21 protein-coding genes are annotated in these 25,199 nt (G+C 47.5%); 1 reads left to right on the top strand and 20 read right to left on the bottom strand.

Annotated features, from left to right (window positions below; translation table 11 throughout):
- Positions 1-2: 2 nt before the first annotated feature.
- From def to G9G57_RS08835, 11 genes are all read right to left on the bottom strand, one after another.
- A complete protein-coding gene (gene def, locus G9G57_RS08885) occupies positions 3-500 on the bottom strand; it encodes a peptide deformylase (protein WP_016822352.1) in 498 nt (165 codons plus the stop codon).
- A gap of 132 nt (positions 501-632) precedes the next feature.
- Positions 633-3,209, bottom strand: a complete 2,577-nt coding sequence (gene priA / locus G9G57_RS08880; RefSeq protein WP_016822353.1) for a primosomal protein N' — start codon at positions 3,207-3,209, stop codon at positions 633-635.
- Complete coding sequence (gene coaBC, locus G9G57_RS08875; protein WP_164964851.1) at positions 3,209-4,513, bottom strand: bifunctional phosphopantothenoylcysteine decarboxylase/phosphopantothenate--cysteine ligase CoaBC; 1,305 nt, start codon at positions 4,511-4,513, stop codon at positions 3,209-3,211. The genes priA and coaBC overlap by 1 nt, the downstream gene beginning before the upstream one ends.
- A gap of 90 nt (positions 4,514-4,603) precedes the next feature.
- On the bottom strand, positions 4,604-4,807 hold the full coding sequence (gene rpoZ / locus G9G57_RS08870) for a DNA-directed RNA polymerase subunit omega (RefSeq protein WP_013371850.1): 204 nt from the start codon (positions 4,805-4,807) through the stop codon (positions 4,604-4,606).
- 121 nt (positions 4,808-4,928) lie between these two features.
- Positions 4,929-5,501, bottom strand: coding sequence for a guanylate kinase (gmk, locus tag G9G57_RS08865; protein WP_016822355.1), 573 nt, complete (start codon positions 5,499-5,501; stop codon positions 4,929-4,931).
- A 14-nt stretch (positions 5,502-5,515) separates the two neighbouring features.
- A complete protein-coding gene (gene remA / locus G9G57_RS08860; RefSeq protein ID WP_005548256.1) occupies positions 5,516-5,776 on the bottom strand; it encodes an extracellular matrix/biofilm regulator RemA in 261 nt (86 codons plus the stop codon).
- Between the two features lie 56 nt (positions 5,777-5,832).
- On the bottom strand, positions 5,833-6,720 hold the full coding sequence (locus tag G9G57_RS08855; protein ID WP_107733364.1) for a YicC/YloC family endoribonuclease: 888 nt from the start codon (positions 6,718-6,720) through the stop codon (positions 5,833-5,835).
- A 35-nt stretch (positions 6,721-6,755) separates the two neighbouring features.
- Positions 6,756-8,642: a bifunctional homocysteine S-methyltransferase/methylenetetrahydrofolate reductase gene (locus tag G9G57_RS08850; protein WP_107733363.1), complete on the bottom strand. Its 1,887-nt coding sequence runs from the start codon at positions 8,640-8,642 to the stop codon at positions 6,756-6,758.
- Between the two features lie 156 nt (positions 8,643-8,798).
- The gene (locus tag G9G57_RS08845) at positions 8,799-9,824 is read right to left on the bottom strand and encodes a hypothetical protein (RefSeq protein ID WP_164964850.1); all 1,026 of its coding nucleotides are present in this window, start codon (positions 9,822-9,824) and stop codon (positions 8,799-8,801) included.
- A 207-nt stretch (positions 9,825-10,031) separates the two neighbouring features.
- Positions 10,032-10,865 (bottom strand): diaminopimelate epimerase, encoded by an 834-nt coding sequence (dapF, locus tag G9G57_RS08840; RefSeq protein ID WP_164964849.1) that lies wholly within the window; start codon positions 10,863-10,865, stop codon positions 10,032-10,034.
- 109 nt (positions 10,866-10,974) lie between these two features.
- Positions 10,975-13,773: a calcium-translocating P-type ATPase, SERCA-type gene (locus tag G9G57_RS08835; protein WP_019687953.1), complete on the bottom strand. Its 2,799-nt coding sequence runs from the start codon at positions 13,771-13,773 to the stop codon at positions 10,975-10,977.
- A gap of 230 nt (positions 13,774-14,003) precedes the next feature.
- Between G9G57_RS08835 and G9G57_RS08830 the strand changes: the two genes are divergently transcribed.
- On the top strand, positions 14,004-15,752 hold the full coding sequence (locus G9G57_RS08830) for an Rqc2 family fibronectin-binding protein (protein ID WP_164964848.1): 1,749 nt from the start codon (positions 14,004-14,006) through the stop codon (positions 15,750-15,752).
- 95 nt (positions 15,753-15,847) lie between these two features.
- On the opposite strand, the gene G9G57_RS08825 is transcribed toward G9G57_RS08830, so the two are convergent.
- The 9 genes from G9G57_RS08825 to G9G57_RS08785 all read right to left on the bottom strand — a co-directional run bounded on the left by G9G57_RS08825 (position 15,848) and on the right by G9G57_RS08785 (position 25,080).
- Complete coding sequence (locus G9G57_RS08825) at positions 15,848-16,717, bottom strand: PHP domain-containing protein (RefSeq protein WP_031461723.1); 870 nt, start codon at positions 16,715-16,717, stop codon at positions 15,848-15,850.
- Positions 16,701-17,675: a selenium metabolism-associated LysR family transcriptional regulator gene (locus tag G9G57_RS08820; protein WP_164964847.1), complete on the bottom strand. Its 975-nt coding sequence runs from the start codon at positions 17,673-17,675 to the stop codon at positions 16,701-16,703. Before G9G57_RS08820 ends, G9G57_RS08825 begins: the two co-directional genes overlap by 17 nt.
- A 200-nt stretch (positions 17,676-17,875) precedes the next feature.
- On the bottom strand, positions 17,876-18,313 hold the full coding sequence (locus G9G57_RS08815; RefSeq protein WP_013371860.1) for a hypothetical protein: 438 nt from the start codon (positions 18,311-18,313) through the stop codon (positions 17,876-17,878).
- A 229-nt stretch (positions 18,314-18,542) separates the two neighbouring features.
- Positions 18,543-18,803, bottom strand: coding sequence for a YlbG family protein (locus tag G9G57_RS08810; protein WP_017427798.1), 261 nt, complete (start codon positions 18,801-18,803; stop codon positions 18,543-18,545).
- Between the two features lie 34 nt (positions 18,804-18,837).
- Positions 18,838-19,278 carry a YlbF family regulator gene (locus G9G57_RS08805; protein ID WP_016822365.1) on the bottom strand — a complete coding sequence of 147 codons (441 nt, stop codon included), beginning with the start codon at positions 19,276-19,278 and terminating at the stop codon, positions 18,838-18,840.
- A gap of 107 nt (positions 19,279-19,385) precedes the next feature.
- The gene (locus tag G9G57_RS08800; protein ID WP_164964846.1) at positions 19,386-21,371 is read right to left on the bottom strand and encodes a helicase-associated domain-containing protein; all 1,986 of its coding nucleotides are present in this window, start codon (positions 21,369-21,371) and stop codon (positions 19,386-19,388) included.
- A gap of 6 nt (positions 21,372-21,377) precedes the next feature.
- Positions 21,378-23,201, bottom strand: a complete 1,824-nt coding sequence (locus G9G57_RS08795; RefSeq protein ID WP_153794758.1) for a DNA repair helicase XPB — start codon at positions 23,199-23,201, stop codon at positions 21,378-21,380.
- A gap of 160 nt (positions 23,202-23,361) precedes the next feature.
- Positions 23,362-23,790, bottom strand: coding sequence for a CBS domain-containing protein (locus G9G57_RS08790; RefSeq protein WP_013371865.1), 429 nt, complete (start codon positions 23,788-23,790; stop codon positions 23,362-23,364).
- An 84-nt stretch (positions 23,791-23,874) separates the two neighbouring features.
- Positions 23,875-25,080 carry a M20 family metallopeptidase gene (locus G9G57_RS08785; RefSeq protein WP_016822368.1) on the bottom strand — a complete coding sequence of 402 codons (1,206 nt, stop codon included), beginning with the start codon at positions 25,078-25,080 and terminating at the stop codon, positions 23,875-23,877.
- Positions 25,081-25,199: the final 119 nt, after the last annotated feature.

The raw sequence follows: 25,199 nt of genomic DNA, 5'->3' as shown, positions 1-25,199 counted from the left end.
CCTCACTCCCCTGTCTGACGGTTCGGTCCTGGCTGTTCCAGAGCAACCTCATATACTTTTTCTGCAATATCCGTGAACAATACTCCATTTAGATGATCAATTTCATGCTGAAAAGCACGAGAAAGCAACCCTGTCGCTGTAACGGTAATAGCCTTACCCTCGCGATCCAGTCCCTTGACTGTAACCTTCTCGGCACGACGTACATCCCCGTTTAACCCTGGAATACTTAGGCAGCCTTCAGGTCCCAATTGCTCTCCTTCTTCGGCCACAATTTCTGGATTGATCATTTTTATCAAGCCATGCTCATCTCCAGCATCTACGACGATGAGCCGCTTCAAAATACCTACTTGTGGAGCAGCTAGGCCTACTCCTTCCGCTTCATACATCGTATCTGCCATATCGTCCAGCAGCTTTTGCACATTAGGCGTAACTTTAGTAACTTCCTTTGCTACTTTGTGCAATACGTCATCCGGCTCCAACACTATAATTCTAATTGACATGACAACAGAACACCTTCCTCTTTTTCCTTCATTTAGGTTTTACTGTATTCATCACAAAAGCGACTGCTACATTATCCTATGTACGGACGGCTTGTCCGCATCAATTGTGCGAATAACTTTAGTGTTAACACTCTACATCAGCATCTGCGGATCAACATCCAGACTAATCAGCAACTTTTGTGCCTGCGCAGATTCGGCCATTTCATCAGCCACTTGCTGAGCCAAACCAATCGCGTCAATATTTCCACGCCATTTTATCATACATTGAAATCGGTATCTATTCTTGATTCTCGAAATGGGTGAAGCTACTGGCCCCAAAATGTCCAATACATCCGATGTAAGCCGGTCCATATTCCCGAACCAGCCCCGTTGTCTGGCTCGTCCCTGTAGTGTCGCTGAATAATTTTCAGCCAATCGGACTAGCACTGGAAGCTGTTCATGAGAAAAGGTCACCAAAATAAGTCGGCAATATGGCGGGTAGTGCAAATTACGGCGGTGTTTCAACTCTTCCCTCACAAAAGATGAATAATCATGACGGCTTGCATGAACCACCGAATAATGCTCTGGAGTGTAGGATTGTACGAATACTTCCCCCGGCAATTGATGCCTTCCAGCACGCCCGGCTACTTGTGTTAACAGCTGAAAGGTCTTTTCCGCAGCCCGAAAATCCGGTAAATTAAGAGCAGAATCCGCAGTAATGACACCTACCAGCGTTACATCGGGAAAATCCAGCCCTTTGGCTACCATTTGAGTACCCAGTAGTACGTCTGCTTTTTTATCACGAAATTGCTTAAGCAGCTTTTCATGAGCGTTTTTTTCAGTCGTTGTATCAACATCCATTCGGACAACACGTATACCAGGGAATAGCTTAGCCAACTCTTCTTCCACTCGCTGAGTACCTGTACCGAAGTAACGAATATGCTCACTACCGCATTCCGGGCAAGTCTGAGGTACAGGCTCGGAATATCCGCAATAATGACAACGTAAATTGTTCGACCGCTGATGATAGGTAAGCGAAATATCACAATCCGGACATCCCGCCACATAGCCGCAGCTCCGGCACATGACGAACGTGGAGTGACCACGCCGGTTCAACAGTAATACCGTCTGCTCGTTACGCTCTAATCGCTCTGCTATTCCATTATGCAACGCACGGCTGAACATGGAGCGGTTGCCGGCCCGTAGCTCCTCACGCATGTCCATGATATGGACTTCGGGTAACGTGTTCCCCAATGCGCGGGTCGGCATTTCAAGCAGCAGCGGCGCAAACTCGTCATTGCTTTGGGAGCGGGCAGCATAATAGCTTTCCAGTGACGGTGTAGCTGAACCGAGAATAACGACAGCCCCGTGCTGGTGCGCTCTGCGAATGGCTACATCACGCGCATGGTATTTGGGCGTCTCTTCCTGCTTATAGGACGTTTCGTGCTCCTCATCCATAATAATGAGCCCTAGCTCACGAAAAGGGGCAAATACCGCTGAACGAGCGCCAATCGCTACTTTTACACGGCCTTCGCGTATTTTGCGCCACTCATCGTACCGTTCTCCCCCGGACAATCTACTGTGCATCACTGCGACCTGGTCGCCAAAACGTCCTTTGAAACGTTCGACCATTTGTGGAGTTAATGATATTTCAGGTACGAGCACAATCGCCTGGCGATTCTGCTCGATACAGCGCTGAATGGTCTGCAGATAGATTTCCGTCTTACCGCTTCCTGTGACTCCATGCAGCAAATAAGCTCCTTGCTCACGCATGTCCAGCTGACGAACAATCCGTTCATACACCGACTGCTGCTCTGCCGTAAGAGGGAGTGGGTCTGTAGGCTTGAAGTGTCTGCCCCGGTAGGGATCGCGGAACACTTCAACATCTTCCTGTAACACATAGCCCTTATCTTCCAGTGCCTTAACCGTCGCAGCTGATACACCTAACGAGGTCATAACTTCCTTCAGCGGCAGAGGCAGAAACTCGCTACGTTCCAGCAAAAAAGCAAGTACCTCCCGCTGACGCTGCGCCTTGGCAGAAAATTGCTCCAGTGCCATGGATGCTTCATCTATGCTGATAGCCAGATCAACAGCTTTCATCGTCTTTTTGCCAAGCTTGTCTTTAATAACCTGGCTTTCCTGAAGCACTCCGCGGCGTAACAGCGATTTAATAACCTCCGCCTCCTCGGGGAAACGTCTACTAAGTTGCTGCAACGGGACTTGCTCCTTATTCTGAATGAAGCTGACAATCTGACGCTCCGCCGGGTCGCTCATACCGTCGTCAGTCAGAAGGGCCCATTCGATCTCATCCCCCTGATTAGACAGCATAGACCGCTGTGGATTCGTAGACTCTTGCTGTTCGGCAATGGAGATATAACGTTCCGCCTTGCCCTTAAGCGCGGTAGGAATCATCACTTGCAGTGCCATAATTTGATTACAAGCATAACGCTCGCTCATCCATTTGCCCAGTTCAACCAAATCGGGAGATAAGGGCGGTACCAGATCCAGCAACTCCTGAATCGCCCTCATCCTGTATTTCGGCGGCTCTTCAGCTGGAACTACCGAGATAACAAAAGCCTGCACCGTCCGTTTGCCAAATGGCACAGCTACCCGACTACCTGGCTCAATCCAAGGTCTCATGGAATCTGGGATCAGATAATCGAAGGTACGATCTGTATCCTTGGCAGGTACATCGACAATGACCTTGGCAACTAAATTGCCTGTCTCCATTAATGCAGCACCCCACCCATGCGTCCCGCGGCTAGAGTAAGCAATTTACGCGCAACCTCTTCCTTTGACTGTACAGGAATCTGCTCCACCATCCCGCTTCGGTCATATATTTGAACAGCATTTGTATCGACGCCAAAACCTGCACCATCCACAGTTACATCGTTTGCCGCAAGCAAATCACAATTTTTACGTTCTAATTTATCTATTGCATACGTCTCCAAATTTCCCGTTTCTGCTGCAAAACCAATTAAAAATTGATGTTTCTTGCTGCGTCCGAGTGATTCCAGAATATCGACGTTCTTCACTAACTCCAGTGTAAATACACTATCTTTTTTCTTGATCTTGGTCTGTGCCACCTCACGTGGTCGATAATCTGCAACGGCAGCAGCCATAACGACCATATCACTCGTTTCCCATTGTTTTAGCACAGCCTGGTACATGTCTTCAGCTGACCGGACCCTTTCAAGCGAAATACCTAAAGGCGGTTCCGCACTGGTATTGGCAGCAATCAAATGCACCTCTGCCCCCATCTCCTGAGCCACTTTCGCAATGGCAAAGCCCATTTTACCAGATGAATCATTCGTAATATAACGGACAGGATCAATTCGCTCAATCGTGCCTCCAGCCGTGACAATGACTTTTTTTCCCGAAAGCGCTAATTCATTCTTATCTACAAGTCGCTCGGTTACTTGTTTCTCCGTAGATTTTTCTCCAAACCACCGTGCTTCAGACTTGATTGTGGCTTCAGGCTCCTGAGCTTGCTGATCAAAAAAGCGCTCAATCGTTTGCACAATAGTTTCTGGCTCTTCCAAACGTCCTTTGCCAACATAACCACAAGCCAGTAATCCTTCACCAGGCTCAATCATCTTCACACCACGGGATACCAGTGTCTCCATATTTTGCATGACTGCAGGATGAGTGTACATATGTACATTCATCGCAGGGGCCACCATAATAGGCGCTGTCGTAGCCAGCAACGTTGTCGATAACATATCATCAGCAAGACCATGCGCCATTTTCCCGATGATATTCGCCGTTGCAGGAGCAACTAGCACCAGATCAGCCGCATCCGCCAGATGAATATGGGATACGATAGACGGCTCTCTTTCATCAAATGTATCACTGTACACCGGATTGCGAGAGAGTGACTGCAGCGTAAGTTCGGTAATAAACTCCTTGGCAGAAGCCGTCATAATCACATGTACATCGGCTCCCTTTTGCGTCAACTTACTGCAGAGCGCAGCCCCTTTATAGGCAGCAATTCCGCCGGTTATACCAAGAATAATAACTTTCCCCTTCAACATCGTTAACTCCCCCTGACCGAAAAAAATAACAACCTTGCGGTTGTCAAAGGAATTGGCATTGCGCCTGGTTATAATGATTGTCTATAATTCTTATTCTTCTTCGCCGCTTTCAAGCAAAAGATGATCTGCATAGATCTCTTCCAGAGCTACTCCAACCTGTTTGTGAGATTTAGGACTCTTCAAGCTCGTCTTCTCGCCCTCACGCAACTGTCTAGCACGGCGTGATGCCGCTACAACCAGCGAATATTTACTATCTACCTTTTTCATCATTTCATCAATGGAAGGATACAGCACGAATAGACACCTCTTCATGTAGTTTTAAGCTGTATAAGCTGAACTCCAGTGTACACCTTCAAGCTCAGCTTATACAGTATTATTTCTCTTTTGGTACGCTTGGCATATGTAAAGCCCTCGCTTAAGGTCGAACCTTACAATGTTCGGCGATAATAATGGATTCTATTCGTTTACAAGCGAAATCAATCTCATCATTGACAACCGCATAATCATAGTGACGCAACAGGTTCATCTCGTCCACAGCTACCGACATACGGTGATCAATGGTTGCTTGAGTTTCTGTGCCACGTCCCCGAATTCTATCCTTCAACTCATCCAGCGAAGGTGGAAGCAAGAATATAAATATGCCTTCTGGAAATTTTTCTTTAACCTTTAGCGCGCCCTGAACTTCGATTTCCAGAAAGATATCTTTACCCTGCGCAAGCGTCTGGTCTACAAAATCACGTGGAGTGCCATAGTAGTTACCTACATACTCTGCGTACTCCAACAATTCATCCCGTTCAATCATCCCTAAAAAATCTTCACGCGTTTTGAAAAAATAGGTCACTCCATCTTGCTCGCCCGAACGAGGTGTTCGAGTTGTAGCAGAAACAGAATACGTTATCTCAGGTAGCTTTTCGCGCAATGCATTGCCTACCGTTCCTTTACCGACCCCCGAAGGTCCGGATATTACAAATAATAATCCCTTAGCCATAGTACACTCCATTTTTATTCGTCATTGTCATCATCTTTAGTGGATAGGCGATGAGCGACCGTCTCCGGCTGCACCGCAGACAGGATTACATGATCACTGTCTGTAATAATAACAGCCCGTGTCCGGCGGCCATAGGTAGCATCAATTAGCATATGACGGTCCCTGGCTTCCTGTATAATCCGCTTGATCGGAGCAGACTCCGGACTGACGATGGAGATTATTCGGTTGGCCGACACGATATTGCCAAAGCCAATATTGATCAATTTGATTGCCATATTCAGGTCTTTCCCCCTATACATGTGACTATTGCAGCCGTGCCGCTACCAGGTAGCTACTCAATATTTGCAGCCTGCTCACGAATTTTTTCGAGCTCTGCTTTCATCTCAACGACCAAGTTAACTAATGTGAGATGATTAGCCTTAGAGCCGATCGTGTTGACTTCCCTGTTCATTTCCTGGATTAAAAAATCTAATTTGCGACCGGCCGGCTCGTCCGACAGCAGCAACCTTTTGCACTGTCCAAAATGACTTTGAAGCCGGGTAAGCTCCTCATCAATATTGCTGCGATCCGCGAATAACGCAATCTCCATTCCGAACTTATGTTCATCAAGCGTAAATGAACCGTCCTGAAGCTCTTTAAGCCTGTTCTTCAGCCTGTTACGGTAGTCGCTCACAACATGAGGAGCCAACACCGCCATTTCATGATGAAAGGATTCCAAACGTAAAATGCGGGATTCCACATCTTGTACCAAATGCCCGCCTTCTCGCCTTCTCATCTCCAGCAAACCTTGCAAAGCTTTATTCAAAGCTCGCTGTAGTTGCTCTTCCCAGTCATCTTCGTCTCCATTGCAAGCCTCTCCAGGCTCACCCAGAACATCAGGCAAAGCAAGGATATCACTTATACCTAACGTTCCTTTAACGCCATAACGATCCGCCAGCTGCTCCGCTGCACGCAGGTAAGCCTGCACCACAGTGTCATTCAACCGTGCGGCGGGTATCTGTTCTTCATCACGTTCCCTGTGGATGAAAACATCGATACGACCGCGTTTAATCTGCTGTTGAACCGTTCTTCTCAAGCCATCTTCATAACGAGTCCATTCACGTGGAATTCTCATCATCACTTCGCAATAGCGGTGATTGACCGATTTCAATTCCAAGCGCACTTTATACCCCTCATGATGAAGGATGGCTTGACCGTATCCGGTCATACTCAATGACATCGGCATCACATCCATTATACTATTGTAATTGATTATTATAGTCGAAACAAGGGGGCCTGTACTCGGCCTGATTTTTCCCATACATATGAAGTCAGCTCAGCTGTCATTTCATAGAACATAAAAGGAGTCATGAAATAGATCCCATTAAAATGTTCCATGGCCGTATCAAGCAGCTCCTTGGCAATAGACACGCCCATTGCTCGTCCTTCCGAGCCCTCCAGTCCCGACATACGTGCACGCACCTCATCGGATAACTGAATGCCTGGCACTTCATTGTGCAAGTATTCTGCATTGCGGCCACTAGCCAGCGGCATAATACCGATAAAAATCGGTATTTCCAAATGCCGTGTCTCTTCTGCAATGGCTATAATCAGCTCAGGATCGTAAACAGGCTGGGTCATAATATAATCGGCCCCGGAGGCAATTTTCTTTTCCAACCGCTGTACGGCTTTACCCAAATGCTTAACATTCGGATTAAAAGCAGCTCCCACCACAAAATTAGCTTTCTGCTTGAGTGGTTTACCGGAAAATGCGACGCCATCATTTAGCTGCTTGATCATGCGTATGATTTCAAAAGATGTCATATCATACACCGAACTGGCGCCTGGTAAATCACCAAACCGCGCCGGATCACCAGTAACCGCCAGTACATGGTCAATACCCAGTGCGTCAAAACCCATCATGTGGGATTGAGTACCAATCAGATTACGGTCACGACATGCGATATGAATTAATGGACGCAAGCCTGTTTCAATACTAACCAGATGCCCAAGCGCCATGTTGCTCATACGAGTGACTGCGAGCGAATTGTCAGCAAGTGTAAGTGCATCGGCTCCGGCTTTCTTCAAGGCATGCGCACCTTGCATAAACCGGGTAATGTCCAGATCTCGCGGAGGATCCAGCTCTACAATGACCGTATGCCGTTCCTTAACCAGATCCACAATGTTGGGTTCGCTGGCATGTCTGCCATTGCCTCGTCCCCCTTCATTTGCTGTCTGCTCCACCACATGAATGGACTCTGTCGACAAAGCTTCTTTTGGAGCCAACGGGGGCGGTTGCAAATTTTTTAAAGCTTTGGAAATAGCAGCAATATGGTCTGGCGTAGTTCCGCAACAACCACCAATCAGCCTGGTCCCGAGATCTACAAAGGACGCGGCACATTCTCCGAAATATTCAGGTGATGCACCGTATACATAGTGACCGTCCACATAATCTGCCAGTCCCGCATTTGGATATACAGACAGCGGTACAGACAAAGGACCATCCAGCTGCTCCATTACACTCATAATTCCCTGCGGACCGGAGTGACAGTTAAACCCGAGGATGTCAGCTCCTTCACTACGCAGTGTTGAAAAAGCTTCTGACACTAGAAAACCATCTTGGGTACGACCAACCTGATCGACCGCAAATTGACAAATTACCGGAATGTCACTGTATTTACGTACACTGTGAAGCGCAATGCGCATTTCGTCCAGTGAATAAAACGTTTCGCATAAAATGCCGTCAACCCCTTCGGAAAGAAGGGCATCGATCTGCTGCTCGTAGTTTCTTGACAGCTCCAGCTTGGATATGTTAAGACGTTTGCCTCCGCATATGGAACCGACCGCACCTACTACATAATGTTCAGGTCCGGCAGCAGCCTTGGCAATTCGCACACCAGCACGATTAATCTCTTCCACCTTAGATTCCAGTCCAAAGCGAGCTAACTTATAATCATTTGCAGAGAATGTATTCGTCTCCAGCAATCGTGCTCCTGCATTTAAATACTGACCATGTACGTCTGATATAACATCAGGCGAAGTAATGTTCAGTTCTTCGTAAGACGTATTTACTGGAAATCCTAGCTGGTACAAAAAAGTCCCCATAGCGCCGTCTCCGACAATAATTTCACGATTCAGCACAGTACGCAAATCCGGTTTCATGTCCTCTGCTCCACCCCGCTCTTTATTTTCATACTAATGTAACATAAAGAGACTACAAACATAAGCCAAAAACAAAAAAAGCCGCCTCACGCCCCGACAAAATGATACCAGGAGTAAGGCAACTTGAGTTATCATTTTCTATTTACCACTACATTTTCATAGCATTTTCCCATCAGAAGAATGGAGAGAAAACTCGTAAAAAGTCCCTTTTTTATTTACTTTAGCCACAATAGAATCCGTCCCCTTTTGCTGCTTGGAGAACGTATATTGATTTCCTTGAACATTCACTTTATAGCCGGACACATTGATATTGAACAATAGTTGAACCTTAGGCTTGACCAGCTTCAATGCTTCGGCGGCGGTATATTTTGGACTTGCAAAAGATTTTTTGAAATCTGCGTTATCATTCCAGTCCATCCCAGAGGTGGATACAGCTAGCACTTTTCCAGTTACCGCTCCAATTTTGACCTCATTCGCCTCGCTTGCATCCTCGAACGACCAATAAGAAAGCCCATTTTTCTCATCCTTGTAGCGTGAGGCATGCTGCACTGTGATTCGCTGTCCACTCACTCGCTTAAATGTGTTCATTGCACGGTTCAATAATACTGGGTCCACCTGTCTCAGCGCATAGTCCGCATTGACGGTAATAGCATTACCTTGATCCACATCAACATACAATGAGGAAGCTTTTTCTCCTGCCCCCCAGAATACCCAGTAATTCGAAGGCTTGTTGGACTGATAGGGGGATTTGACCCGCCAGAATGCTTCAAATTGTAAGGGACGCTTGCTGTCAAACGCTTTGGCGCTGTTTAATACTTTTGCCTTGAGTGGCGCGTTCATCGCCTTTCCCAAACTACTTATTTTATATCGTATAGTTGTAGAATCTACTCTGTTTTTCTCTTTATTATATTCTGTCTGCAACGTAGCTGTTCCGTCTTCCAATTCACCCTCGACAATCCAGGTTTTCCCCATATCCGTTACATCGTCAAATTGAAATGCAGTTTTTGAACCGATAAGTTCTTGTACTGCTTTTTCTAAACGGCTTACGACTGTCGGAGTTAGCGAGCCCACCTGCTTGTCCGTCGTTCCCGTGGCAGCAGGAATAGTCGCCGCTTGAACCGGAAGCGCGGTGGCTACAAGTATGAGGACTGCAACTGCTGAAATCCAACGAAATTTCCGCACTATGAACGACCTCCTTATCGTTTTCTCATTTTCTATATTATACATTGTTCAGACGTCAAAAAAAGACAGAATATCGCTTGGTTCACCATTTCCCCAGTAAACAGCGGCATAAAAGGACAAAAAAAGAAGACCTACTCAGGTCTTCTTCCCCTTCACTTCTATATATTCTTAGGTCATTTAGGGGCTATTCTTATCATTCACATCAATTCAGAATAGACGACCTTCGAATACAATCTCAGCCGGACCTGTCATATAAATGTGATTATCATCCTCGCTCCATTCAATATCCAGATCGCCGCCTTTTAGGCTTACCATGGCGCGGCGGTCGCTGTATCCATTTAGTACAGAAGCAACAAGCGTAGCACAGGCTCCAGTTCCACAGGCTAGCGTAGGTCCTGCTCCCCTCTCCCATACCCTCATATCTATACGCTTCCGACTCCGTACCGTGGCGAACTCAACATTTGTTTTTTTAGGGAACAATGGATGACACTCCAGCTTTGGCCCCCAGGCCTCCAGATCAAAGCTAGGCGCATCCTCAACATAAATGACACAGTGCGGATTTCCCATAGAAACAGCCGTAAAGCGAAAACCACTTCCTCCAGCTTCAATGGGCTCATCTATTACGTTAGTCAAATCGAGTGTAGTTGGAATTTTCAATCCTTCCAGAATCGGCTCTCCCATATCTACCTTTACCATTCGTACAGTTCCGTTTTCCACAGTCAGTTCAACCTGCTGCACACCTGCACCCAGCGTCTCAATTGTGATCTGTTCACAGTTGATATGCTTACGGTCATACACATATTTGGCAGCACAACGAATAGCGTTACCGCATTGCTCGGCCTCCGAGCCGTCTGAGTTAATGATGCGCATGCGAAAATCTGCTTTTTCAGACGGCAATATATATACCAATCCATCGGCGCCAATACCAAAATGTCGATCACATAGCCGAACAGCTAATTCCGAGGCGTCAGACGGCAATTCCTGATGCCCGTACCAAACGATAAAATCATTACCCAGACCATTCATTTTAGTGAATTCCATAGCTTCCCCCCGCCGTTGCTGCTGATGTCATGCTCCTCTTGAAACTTTGATCCCATAATATCATACAGGGCAAAAGCGGGAAAGCGATGCGATATGCAAGACCCGAATTCTAGGCTGAGAACTTTGTACGTCCCGCTGAAAATCGTGTATTTCCGCCGTGACGACGGTTACGTCGACCGCCCCATACACTTCCCGCTCCCATCAGGAACGTAGGAATTCCAGCTGCGACAATAGATAGTGCCCATTCACGTAAACCAAGGGGTACCGTTTTGAAAATAGGTTGCAGCACAGGCACATACATTACAACCAGCATCAGTACAATGGAGGACAGTACGGCAAGCACGAGATAACTATTTTGAAACGGATTACGATGGAAAACGGAGCGGGAGCTACGGCAATCAAATACATGAATTAACTGCGCCAGCACTAACGTAGCAAATGCAACCGACTGCGCTTTGATCAATTGCCCTGCATCATTCGGAGCAATCCGTAATGTCAACCAAAAGGCCGCAAGTGTACATAAGCCAATCAACAGACCGCGACTAATAATTTTCCAGCCCAGTCGACGTGCAAAAATATTTTCCTTTGCGCCACGAGGCTTATGCTCCATAAGATCCTTTTCCGGCTGATCCACACCCAGAGCCATCGCTGGCAAACCGTCAGTTACCAGGTTCACCCACAAAATCTGAATGGGTAACAAAGGTAGCGGCAGCCCAGCCATCATGGCAAAGAACATCGTCAAAATTTCGCCAACATTGGAGGCGAGTAGATAACGAATGAATTTACGGATGTTCTCGTAAATATTTCGTCCTTCCTCAATTGCCGCTACAATCGTTGAGAAATTATCGTCACTCAGTACAAGTGCAGCTGCTTCTTTGGTCACGTCTGTTCCTGTAATGCCCATGGCAATACCGATATCCGATGCCTTGATCGCAGGTGCGTCATTGACGCCATCTCCGGTCATAGCTACGACGTGTCCGCGTCTTTGCAGCGACTTGACAATTCTCAGCTTGTGTTCCGGCGACACCCGCGCATACACAGAGACGGTATCAACAACGTTATCCAACGCCGCATCATCCATGAGAGACAGTTGCTGTCCTGTCAATACATTTGAGCCGCGTTGGAGAATGCCCAGCTGCTGTGCAATGGCCTCCGCAGTTGTACCATGATCGCCCGTAATCATCACCGTGCGAATGCCGGCACGACGGCACTTGCCAATGGCCTCGCGAACCTCGCGGCGTGGCGGATCAATCATGCCGGTCAGGCCGATAAAAATCAGCTGTGTTTCAGCCTCCTCAACCGTAGAGACACGCTCATGCGAGCGGATATCACGGTAAGCGACGCCAAGTACACGCAGCGCCTCCGATGCCATACCTTCATTGGCTGCCAATACCTTTTGGCGCAGCGTACCCGTTAACGGAACGACATTCCCTTCCCATAAAATGTAAGAGCACTGACCCAGTAGCACGTCTGGCGCTCCTTTGGCAAATACAATATGTCCTCCCTGGTGGCGTACGAGTACCGACATCCGCTTCCGATCTGAGTCAAAAGGAAATTCTCGCTCCCGTGTGTACAGTTCGTATAGCCCTTGTCGCGTGACTCCGCCTTTGGCAGCTAACGTGACCAGCGCTCCTTCTGTCGGATCACCTTTCAGCTCCCAAACAGCGGAAGGCGTCGGCTCTTTGGTTTTCTTTTTTGAACGCAGCTCATCTATGTCAGCTTGAACAATCTCCGCATTATTACAAAGTACACTAGCTTGCAGCAATCTACGCAAGGATTGTCCGTTTTTTAGGTCGGCCGGAAGATCCCTGTCCATAATATGACCGTGTGGATCATAACCTTCCCCGGTAACTCCCCAGAAACGACCATCCAGCCACAGCTTGGTGACTGTCATTTTATTTTGGGTCAGTGTGCCCGTTTTGTCAGAGCAAATGACAGACGCACAGCCGAGCGTCTCAACGGAAGGCAGCTTGCGCACAATGGCCTTGCGTTTGATCATACGCTGTACACCCAAAGCGAGTGCAATGGTTACAATCGCGGGCAATCCTTCTGGTATGGCTGCCACAGCCAAGCTCACGCCGGCCAAAAACATGCTCATGGCTGGCTGACCATGCAAAATACCCGCTATGACCACGAGCACGGTTAGCGCTAACGCCACAATAATCAAAATTTTGCCCAACTGTTCCAGTCTGTGCTGTAACGGTGTCTCCTGCGACTCCGTATTTTCGATCAAGTCTGCGATCTTTCCCATTTCGGTACTCATGCCTGTGCGAATGACCACGCCTTGTGCGGTGCCTCTGGTCATCATGGTGCCCATAAAACCGATGTTCTTTTGGTCCCCAAGAGGTACTTCGGCGGCATGAATAGGACGGGAATGCTTACTCACCGGAACCGATTCACCTGTCAGGGCAGACTCTTCCACATCACAGCCGTTTGTACTCAACCACCTTACATCTGCAGGGATACGATCACCACTTTCCAGCAGCACGATATCGCCCGGCACCAGTTCTCTGGCCTGAACATGTATTCGTTTGCCGCCTCGCAGCACCTTGGCGGTTGGAGCCGAAAGCTGTCTTAAAGCTCGCAATGAACGTTCAGCTCTGAATTCCTGCACAAAGCCGAGAATTCCATTTAGTACAACGATAGCAATAATGGTAATCGCATCCAGATACTCGCCGAGTAGGCCAGAGATCAGGGTCGCTCCCATCAATACAAGCATCATAAAATCCTTGAACTGGTTGAGCAGCAGCAAAATTGCCGAAACACGCTTGCCCTCGCTCAGCTCATTCCAACCCGTCCTTTCTCTTCGTTCCGCAATCTGTTCCTCCGAAAGACCCTGCTTCGGGTCGACTTCCAGACTAGTTGAAAGCTGTTCATTGCTTAATTGGTGCCAGTGTGCTTGTTCCATTCTCCCCAATTCCCTCCCGGTCAGATAGTCCGTTTCCGTCGGTTGTGCGTAGGATGGCTGCCCGTTATTCTATTTTTGTGCCACGATTGCTGATATGCTGGACAGACTTTCTTGATTCAATCTATTCGGACAGGACTCGAAATATCACAAAGCCGCTTAAGTTTTGTCCCAAAGTTATGTATCATAGAAGGAAGGCGAAAATACATTTGCTTCAAAGGAGAACATACATTATGGCATTGGACGGAATCGTAACCCGCGCTATCGTACACGAACTGCAAGCCATCCGGGGCGGGCGCATTAATAAAATACATCAGCCAAACGAACGCGATATCGTGCTGAACCTGCGGGCACAAGGCGGGAGTGTAAAGCTGTTGCTGTCGGCTAATCCGACATTTCCGCGCGTACATTTTACAGAGCAAAGCTTTCTCAATCCGACAGAAGCTCCCATGTTTTGTATGCTTCTTCGCAAACATTGCGAAGGAGGCATTATTGAGAACATTACGCAGGTGGGCATGGAGCGCATTATTCATATGGATATACGTCAGCGTGATGAGCTGGGGGATATTTCATTGAAGCGCATTATTATTGAAGTTATGGGTAGACATAGCAATATTATTTTGCTTGACCCGGAAACAGGTATGATGCTGGATGGCATTCATCATGTCACACCCTCTATCAGCAGCTATCGGGTCGTTATGCCAGGCTTTCAATACACAGAGCCTCCTGAACAAAATAAGCTGAATCCACTAGAAGTCGAAGAAGCAGCCTTCATCTCCTCGTATCAAGCAGCCCTTGAGGCCGAAGAAGCTCCCAAACGCTGGCTCGTGAACACTTTTACCGGACTTAGTCCCCTTATTGCTGAAGAGATACTAATCCGAGCATCTAACGAAGAAGCATCTGGTGACAAGGATCGTCGACTGTGGAGGACATTCAGTGACATTATGGATGACGTGCGGAATCATCGTTTTCAGCCAGTATCTGGACTGAACGCACAAGATAAAGTAATATTTTCAGCCATTCCACTGACGCTGATCGAAGGAGAACGTAAGGAATACGCTACCATCAGTGAGTGTATGGAGGACTTTTTCGGTGAAAAAGCAGAAAGGGACACGGTTAAGCAAAAGGTTAGCGACCTACTGCGGTTTCTACAAAACGAGCGGAGCAAAAACGTAAAAAAACTCGATCATCTCCATCAAGATTTGGCCGAAGCGGAAGATGCCGATCAATTTCGGATTTACGGAGAGCTGCTGTTCGCTTCACTGCATGAGGTAAAAAAGGGAGACAAGGAAGTAACACTCACTAACTTTTATGACGAGGAACAGGGTGCGATCACCATTCCATTGGACCCGCTACTCAACCCTTCAGATAATGCACAACGTTATTTTAAAAAGTACAACAAATATAAAAACAGCCTGGCTGTCATTGACGAACAACTAGCAAAAACACACGAAGAAATTCGTTATATGGACAATCTTCTTCAGCAGCTAGCCCATGCCTCTATTAACGACATTGAGGAAATACGTGAAGAGCTGGTTCAGCAGGGCTATCTCAGAGATCGGGTTAAAAAAGGAAAGAAAAAGAAGAAAAATGACCGCCCGACCTTGCACGTATATACATCATCCGAAGGCATCGAGCTGCTGGTCGGCAAAAATAACTTGCAGAATGAATATGTGACCAACCGACTGGCCGGACCCAATGACACGTGGCTGCACACAAAGGATATTCCAGGGTCACACGTCGTTATTCGTGCCGAGAAATTCGGAGACGCAACGTTGGAGGAAGCTGCTCAACTGGCTGCCTATTTCAGCCAAGCCAAGCAGTCTAGCAGCGTACCCGTAGATGCCACCTTGATTCGGCATGTACGCAAACCAAGCGGTGCGAAGCCCGGCTTTGTCATCTACGATCATCAGCGTACGCTCTTTATCACACCTGATGAGGAACTGGTCAAAAAGCTGCCGAACCGCATCAAAAACGGCTAAGTTCCACCAGCATATGGAATCTACAAAAAAAGCCCTTTGCCCGTTGCACGTACACTTCTAGTGTTCCATGCGGTAGGCAAGGGGCTTTTTCTCATTTACTTTTGTCCAACAGCAGCCTTTCTCAATTCCTCGACAACCTGACCTTCCACACTACGGCTACCCAGATCACCGTGGAAAATCACACCTTGGCGTGCACCGTGAAAATCCGAGCCGCCTGTTGCGATAAGCCCATAGTGCAGCGCCATTGCAGTATATCGGCTCTCAGCCTCAGCATCATGGTCTGAATGGCTCACCTCCAACCCTACAGGCTTCGCTGCCTCTATAATGGAGCGCACCAGTTCATCATTTCCATACAAGCCAGGGTGGGCCACTACAGGCACACCTCCTGCTTCACGAATCCAGCTTATAGCCTCCGCAGGCTCTACACGGGGTACAGATACGTATCCGGGCGCGCCTTCTGCCAAGTAACGGTCAAACGCATCACGCATGTCCTTCGCGTAACCTTTTTGAACCAGGGTATCTGCCATATGCGGACGTCCAATGCTTTCATCTGGCGCTAATGGTCTGCCCATTGTAGCCACCACCTCATCTAGCGTGATTTCCACGCCCAAGCTACGCAATCGACTCAAAATCAAATCATTACGGGTATCCCGCGCCTGTCTCAGCTTTTCCAACCGTTCCAAAAATATTTTATTACGGTAATCCATAAAATAACCTAATATATGAATATCTTTGCCACCAGCACGTGTACTGATTTCCACACCCGGCACCACGGTCATTCCAATGCGTCTTCCCTCCTCCAAGGCTTCCTCCAAACCGGCCACCGTATCATGATCTGTAATAGCCACACCGGCCAACCCTTTTTCCTTCGCCCAGCGCACATTATCAGCAGGTGATTGCATACCGTCAGATGCTTGGGTGTGTGTATGTAGATCATATCGTTGTGAATTAATCTGTTCCTTCATTACGCAATTGCTCCTCCTCTTTCATCACTACAAGTTTGTCCTGCGAGTCCTCGAATACGTCCAATCCCTGATCATGACGACGCAAGTAAGATAAAAAAGTTACTACCGGGATTGGCAACAAAGCTGATTTCAGATGAATCGCATAAAACTCTCGTTTGAAGGTAATATCTGAAATATTTACAATTTCCAACAACCCGAGCGCAACCTCGTGTTTGACTGAAGAAGGTGACAGCATGGTAATCCCCAGTCCTGCCTCTACCGCTGATTTGACCGCTCCAGTGCTGCCCATCTCCATTACAATATCAAGTCGAGAGGCATCCGCACCACGATTTTTGAGCCCATCTTCTATGACTTGTCGTGTACCAGAACCTTTTTCTCTAGCTACAAAAGGATGCTTGAATACATCTTCTAAAACTACTTTTTTGGCCTTGGCTAACACATGCCCCGAAGGAACAATCAGCTTCAGTTCGTCCTGCATCACAGATTCCACCACAATATCTGGGTGTTGAACCGGGGCCTCAATCAGCCCTAAATTCAACTGATGCTTTAGTATATCATCCATAATTTGAGTCGTATTCATTACATTCATTGCCATGCGTATGTGAGGGTACTCCTGACCAAACGGGCCCAACATTCTTGGCACAATATATTCACCAATCGTTAGGCTGGCGCCAATATGCAATCTTCCCTCCAGCATGTGAGTAAAAGCAGACATTGCCTCGTCAGCTTCCCTGATCAGTTGCATACTTCTTTTTGCAAAAGGAAGTAATGTCGCTCCTGCCTCCGAAAGCTCAATTTTTTTAGTCGATCGGTGCAGTAGCTTCGTGCCAAAGTAATCTTCCAAAGATTGAATTTGCATCGTCACCGCAGGTTGCGTCATATGCAGCGCTTGCGCCGCCGCCGAGAAGCTTCCGCGCTCCGCTACGGTATAAAAAATGTGCAGCTGATGAAAGTTCATATTGACAGCCCTCTCCCCTCTGATCTCCTTATTTTAGCATAAGAAAAACGTCTGCGAACAATTTCCGAGTAAACTTACCGAAATGAAGAGTATATGCTTGCAAAATAAAAAAGCATGCAGCTGATAACTGCATACTTTTACTCAAACTCGACGGTGTCAATGAGCGCGGTTTCTAATGGAACCGTTCGCCAAATCACCGTCTATTTTTGCTTACGAGTGCTTTTCATCAGTGTCATGCGCCGCGAATGGCGCAGCCATGAATAGTAAGATTTTAAGTCCCTCAATTCGATAGTCTCTGACATCCGACCCAAAAAGGTAATGATAATCATCTTATGAAGCGGATTTCCCGCAATGTCCATCTCACCTGGCAACTCACCAAATTCGGCGACAACGACCAGATCACCATCAATTAAATATACATCCTCTTCATTATGATAGTAGGACTCCATCCTGTTTTGCTTCAGGCACTCCCAAAGCCAGGCGGCGATATGATTCGTCTCGGACTGTTTCTGCTCTACCCGATCTAAATAACGTGTTTTCGCATGATTTGTAATCACGATATCGGCGACTTTCTTATCGCCCATCTCCACGTAGAACGGTTCGTATGTACTCCATCGCTGCATTGCCTTGTCACGCACGGGATCACTCTCCCCACCAGATAGGTCTTTATATCTACCAATATATTCATATGTTACCTCAACAGACCCGGGACTACAAGTTACAAAATTGAAGTTTATGGGTGTTTTTTAAAGATTTTTTAGGTCTAACAGCATTAAGATTAGTATGCAAAAGTCCTGGCTTCACAAAAAAAAGCCAGCCCGTAGGCTGACCTTTTTTAAGAATTCTGAATGTATAGACAATCAAAGCTTATATTTCATATTCTTTCATCTTTTCCTTATCGTCGTTGTACTCCGTCCTAATCTCATTTCGGAAAGAGCGCTCAACCTTACGTACATAGGAAAGTCTGCGAATATTTTTAACGGTGTCCTCTGCCCGATCCGCATTCATATAAATAACTACATAATGCATACGCTTTGAAATATAGTGGACATTTCCGTATTTCTCCAGATTGCGGGCAGCCTTGATATCGCTTACCCAAATGATGTACCCTGTCCGCTCGGCAAACATTCGCTTCATCTCCCCTCCGTATCATTCCTATGGCCTATCCGCAGGAGCATTTCCCTCCGCTGCCGCATCCGCCCTTTTTCACATTCGGGTCGTTGCTCGGCACCTTAATGGTCTCGGACACGGAATATGCAATCGTTTCAGACATGGCATGAAGCATATCATCCAGCGCCTTTTCGGCCCGTTTGAACTCCTTAACAGCCTCAAATTGTTCTAGCTCCAGTTCAACGACCTGCACTGCGTCCTTCGCTTCATGATAGTTGGGATGAAAATGCCCAAAACGCTCCGTTTCAGCGAAAAGCTCCTTTTTGGCATCCAGCTTGCGTACACACGCCTGAATAGACGGATTCAATTCCACACGCTGCTTCCAATATAAATAATCCGATACCTCAAAGGACCGGTTGACCATATCGCCCAATTCATAGGCGTTAATAAGCACTTCTGCCATATTGACCGTGTTCAATTCGGCTACGCTCATGAATGTCATCTCACTTTATATAAAGTTCTACCCAATAAAAGTAGACTCATTTATCATACCACATCCTTCTTTTGAGAAGAAGGAGTTTCATGCACTTCCTGACACGACTATGTAAAAGGAACCAACAACCTCATCTCGGACCAATCCCTTGGCTGCAAGGTTGCACGAGAAGGTGTTTCCTCATCCATTCCTGAGGCGTACCAGCCTGTGACACTCCAGGGATCGCCCGAAACCACCGATTCCGGTATCCATTTAACCTCTTTCCCACTAATGCGCAATCCCACCGCCGCCTGCCAACGGATCGCTTGCTCCATCAACTGCCTGGAAGTGGACGTATGGTAACTCCTCCATTCTTTTGTCCATGAAGAGGGTACTGTAGATCTTTCTGGAAAATAGTCGGACGGATTAGGCAGGGTGTGCTCTTGTTCATAGAAATGCAACGTACGCCCTGTGTAAACCAGACCAGCTCTTCCCTCTTGTGAAAATAGGGGACGGCCTGCTTCTAGGTTCTCTGTCTCCGTCAAAAGTGGATAATGATGAGCTGGCTCATCCGCACCTTTTGGCTCAAGACGCGGACTTAATCCAATTGCAGCGAGCGCTTTTCTTATTTTGTCAGCAGAGCGCACCGGGATAATAAAATCTTTGTCACCGAGTCGCTCCAGTGATCCTTCCAGTGCAGGATGACGCGCAACTATGTCCGCATCATCCTGAGTACCGCATCGCAAAAGTGTTACCGTCGCAAAAGCCGTTCGTCCGACATCGCCTGCCCACTGCTCTACTGCCAGCCGTGCATGTTCTGGCACCCCTGTCCGACTGTACTTGTCCAAAAGAGCAGGAATCGCCTTAGCCTCCATGCCCAGCTCGATTGCCTCTGTAATACTCTCTCTGGTAATCCGATATACTACCATCCGGTCTCCTGTCACACGTTCACAGCAGCATTCCAATCGCCAGCGCACATCATATGCGACATCTGGCGGCACTAATATTTCAAAATCAGGCTGCACATAAAAGGCACCTTGCTCTTGATGTGTATCCTCGTCATGATAGGGACGAAGCAGATCTGTCACAGAGACATTCCAGCGAAAACACAATTCACCTGATGTGGTCTGACCCCAATCCCCCATTCCAAAAGCCGTCAGGGCCTTCAACCACCCCTTTATATCTTCCATAAAAGGTCCATTAAAATTAAAATCAGATACTGTTTCCTCCGCAAGCCCATTGAGAGTTGCGTTTGTAGGAACAATATCTATAAGGGTACTGTTTGTGGAATCATCTCCCTTTAAACGATTTTGCGGCATTAAGCCTACCTGAAGCATCCATTGCAGCAGACACTGAATAGATATCCATCCGTCTGTTCCTACATACTGCGAGACGGCACACAGCATATAGCGAAAATGCTGTATGGGCGCTTCAGCCTTGCCGTATCTTTCCATGAGGGTGGCAAAAATATGCTTGCGCATTTGCCCAGCAGACAAGCGAATCCATGTCGCCAGTTCCGCTTCCTGAATGCGGAAAGACACAGTTTCTTTCACAAGCAGGCCCAAACTAAGTAATAAATCGATCATGACCACCGTTTGTACTGGATACAGCTCGGCATGTGCATAATGCAACCCAAGTCCTTCCAGGTCCTCTGGACGAAAGGGGGTCAGTTCATTTAATTTTTGCAATGACCGCTTATGTATGGTTCCTTTGGCCGTCAAAGGAACCCCCTGTATTGCAATACGTGACAACACATGCAGCAACTCCGACTCCAGTCCTGTCATTGCTTCATGTACTGTTATCGGATGATCCGTATGTATCCCGTTCATTGGAGTTTGCTTTAACAGCATATCGTACAGAGCGGGTAGTCGATCAATCGGAATATATAAAATCCGCTCACCCCACGATTTGGTGACTGCCTCCAGCCACCCCCGGGTGCGAAGCCCATGCAGGACCAGTTTTGTTTCGACTCCGCTTAAGGCACCTTGGGTAAGCTGCACAGGCTCCTCTTCCCTCATAGGTTGTGCAGCATGCCGGATAAAGCATCGTTTAAGCACCAGCAGTTCATCCGCTGAAAGCTCATTCCAGCTGCCTTGCGTATTCGTTACGCCCATCCTTGATTAGGCCTCCTTTTTCTTTCCGCCATCTTCTGTCTCATCCTCCTGGCTTCTGCTAGCCATTGTCCTATCAAACCTGCGAACCGCATATTCATAGCCCTGCTCAATCAGAAACAGCTGACGACGTGCTGCAAAATCCGTCTCCTTACTGTTCTCTGTCACTAATGCATAAAAATAAGCTTTATTCTCGCCTGGCTTTGGTCGTAAAATGCGGCCAAGTCGCTGCGCTTCTTCCTGACGTGAGCCAAAGCTACCCGATACTTCTATGGCCACCGCTGCATCCGGCAAATCCACCGCAAAGTTCGCCACCTTGGATACCAACAGGGTTTGAATACTGCTCTTGCGAAACGCATCGAACCAACGCACCCGCTCACTCTGAGTCATGGATCCCGTAATCAGTGGAACGTCCAGCTCCTGAGCTAATTTACGTAACTGGTCTAAATATTGACCAATAATAAGCGTGGGTAGACCCTTGTGTTTCTCCATTAGACTGCGTACTGCCTCCAGCTTAGCCGGATTTTCGGCTGCAATTCGGTATTGCTGTCTGCCTTCAGCGCGCATACTTCGCTCCAAAAGGTCAGCGGTCATGGGCAAACGCAGCTCTACACAATCGACCTGAGCAATCCAGCCCTGTCGTTCCAGTTCCTTCCACGGCATATCGTACCGTTTGGGTCCAATTAAAGAGAACACATCCCGCTCACACCCGTCCTCTCGAACTAACGTAGCTGTTAATCCCAAACGACGGGTAGCCTGAATATCAGCCGTCGCTCGAAATACTGGCGCAGGCAGCAAATGTACCTCATCATATATAATGAGTCCCCACTTCCGCTCACTCAGTAGCTTCATATGTTCAAACTCTCCGTCTTTGGTGCGACGATGCGTCAAAATCTGGTAGGTTGCCACCGTTATCGGTCGCACCTCCTTTTTCTGACCACTGTATTCCCCGATAGAATCGACAGGAATATTCGTCTTTTGCTTCAATTCTTCGATCCATTGCCGCACGGAGATAGTATTAGAAGTTAAAATAAGCACCTCACACTGAAGGCGATTCATCACTGCCATACCGATCACTGTTTTTCCGGCTCCACATGGGAGGACCAGTACTCCACTACCCCCTAAGCCGTCTGCACCTTCAAATGCATCAGCGGCTTTCACCTGGTAATCACGAAGCTGCAGCTCCGTTTGTCCCTTTCCCAAGGTAAAACGAAGCAGATTACCCTCAAGATAACCTGCCGTATCCACAACAGGATATCCCAAGCGAGTTAATTCCTGCTTGAGCAAGCCACGATTTTCGGGCGGTACGGATGCACTTGTCTCATTGGTGCGAAGCAAACCAAGCTGTTTTAGCTCTTTCTTGTTTAATAGCTCATCCAGTAAAGCTGGGGTCTCTGCCGTCAAGATCAAGTGATCCCCTATTGTGTATGTGTTGGTTTTACTCGCCTTTGTATCTCTGTCTGACTCTTGCTCATCACGATTCGCGTCAATCGTATCAGTGCCGTAAATTTGTTCTTCTTTTGCACTTGCCCGTGACAGCGTCAACGTCCCGTAACGTGATACAAGCTGTTCAATATCTCTCAACAAATCACGCGGAATATCCCAACGGGACATAGAGTGCAAACTTTTTTGAATATCCTCAGCACTCCACCCGAGAGCGGCCGCATTCCAGAGCGACAATGGAGTGATGTGATATGTATGAAAAGCGGACGGACTTTTTACCAGTTCTGCATAAACCTGTAACTGTGAACGGGCCCATTCCGAATCGGGCAAACCCATTTCCAGCAGAACGGTAAAATCACGTTGTACAATACAAGGATGATCTGGGTTCATGACTACCTCCTGACACTCAAAAGTTCTATAATAAATAGCTTATCCGTTTATTCGCATATCAACCGGAATAGCAAGGAGTCCAACCCACACTCGGGTTGAACTCCTGATCAGAAGCTCGGGATAATGACCGTCCCAAACTGGTACCTGCTATATTATCCTTCTAGTGAACCTGCTCGGAAATTTGGCTAAGCGCCTCTCCAGCGTTGTCTGCAAAAATATTACGAACCGCTAAATCCCCAATCGAAACAATCCCGATCAGACGGTCTCCTTCCGTCACGGGCAAACGACGGATTTGCTGTTCTGCCATCAGTTCAGCTGCTTGGTCCACTGACATGTCAGCACTGGCTGTACGAATACCTGTTGTCATTACCGTATCCACCGAACCAGAACCAGAATTTTTAGCTGCGTAGCCGCGAATCACAAGGTCACGGTCTGTTACCACACCGATCAACTTATCACTGCCTTCGCTTTCCACAACTGGGATAAAACCAGTATCATTGTCTTTCATTTTGACCGCTATTTCGTAAATATTGTCCTGCGGGGTAACCGTTACACATTTTTTAGTCATAACTTCCTGAACCTTTTTCATGGGTACTCCCTCCTTTTCAAGAGTAGGGTACCCCATTTCATTCAGCTCATACTCCAGATTGGACCCTTCCCAATTTAGCTCGTATTAGCCGTTAATTGCCCCTTCTTTTCGTCCAGCAACATATCCGGTAGACATGGCAATAAACAGACGAACTGCGTTGATCATGGCATCCTCATCAAAATCAAATTTTGGATGGTGATGCGGATAAATTGCTCCTTTGGCCGGATTACCCGCCCCGACGAACATAAAACAACCTGGCACACGTTCCAAATAATACGCAAAATCTTCGGCAGGCATCAACTTTGGCGCTTCCTGTACATTCCCCTCGCCGAACACAGGCTTTGCTTCCTTAAAAAAGCGGGATGCTTCCTGGGCATCGTTAACAACTGGCGGGTATCCCATAATGTAACGAATTTTTGCTGATGTCCCATATGTTGCTGCTGTAAGCTCAGTTACCTCATGCAATCGCTCTTTCATGACCGTCCGGGTCTGCTCATCAAACGTACGAATGGTTCCACTCAAGCGGCAGGTTTCTGCAATTATATTTTGCGCAGAGCCCCCTTGGATCGTTCCCACCGTCAACACAGCAGGCTTTAACGGGTCGACTGAACGGCTTACGATACTCTGCAGTTGCATAACAAGAGCTGAGCCTGCCACCACACTATCATTAGTGGACTGGGGCATACCGCCATGCCCACCCTTACCTGCAATTTCAATATAAAAATCGTCGGCAGCCGCCATCAACGGCCCTGCACAACTCGCAGCGGTCCCGACCGAGAAGGGTGTCCATAAATGGATGCCATAAATAACATCCACACCTTCCAGTACGCCATCTTTGATGACATTAACCGCACCCCCAGGCAGCAATTCCTCCGCAGGCTGGAACAAAAACCGGATTTCTCCCTCCAGCTCATCACGGTTCAGACTGTAATAGTATGCTGTCCCAAGCAAAACAGACGTATGTCCGTCATGTCCGCAAGCATGCATGGCCCCATCCACACTGGAGCGATATTCACATTCCTTTTCATCCTGAATAGGAAGAGCGTCCATATCGGCGCGCAACATAACCACAGGTCCAGGTTTGGCACCACGAATGGTACCTACAACACCGTGTCCCCCTACCTGTCGGCGAACATCTAATCCCCAGCTCTCTAGCTTATCCGCTACAAAAGCGGCAGTTTTACTTTCCTGAAAAGAAATTTCGGGATTCTTATGTAAATGTCTACGCCACTCCACCATGTTTTGTTGTAATTGATTAAACCAGGTTTGGTCCATCGCCTGTTGTGTCATTATGTTCCACCTCTCCTTTTAAAACATCGGGACAGCTTCCGATAAATCATGCAGCTTTACCCCATACGCGCCGTTTCTCTCAAGTCTTTATTTTTATCCTATTGTAGCAGATATGGAAT

This window comes from Paenibacillus sp. EKM211P, assembly GCF_011066175.1.
Classification (GTDB): Bacteria; Bacillota; Bacilli; order Paenibacillales; family Paenibacillaceae; genus Paenibacillus; species Paenibacillus polymyxa.
Note: the sequence above shows the minus strand (reverse complement) of the source record. Positions and strands in the feature narration are given on the sequence as shown.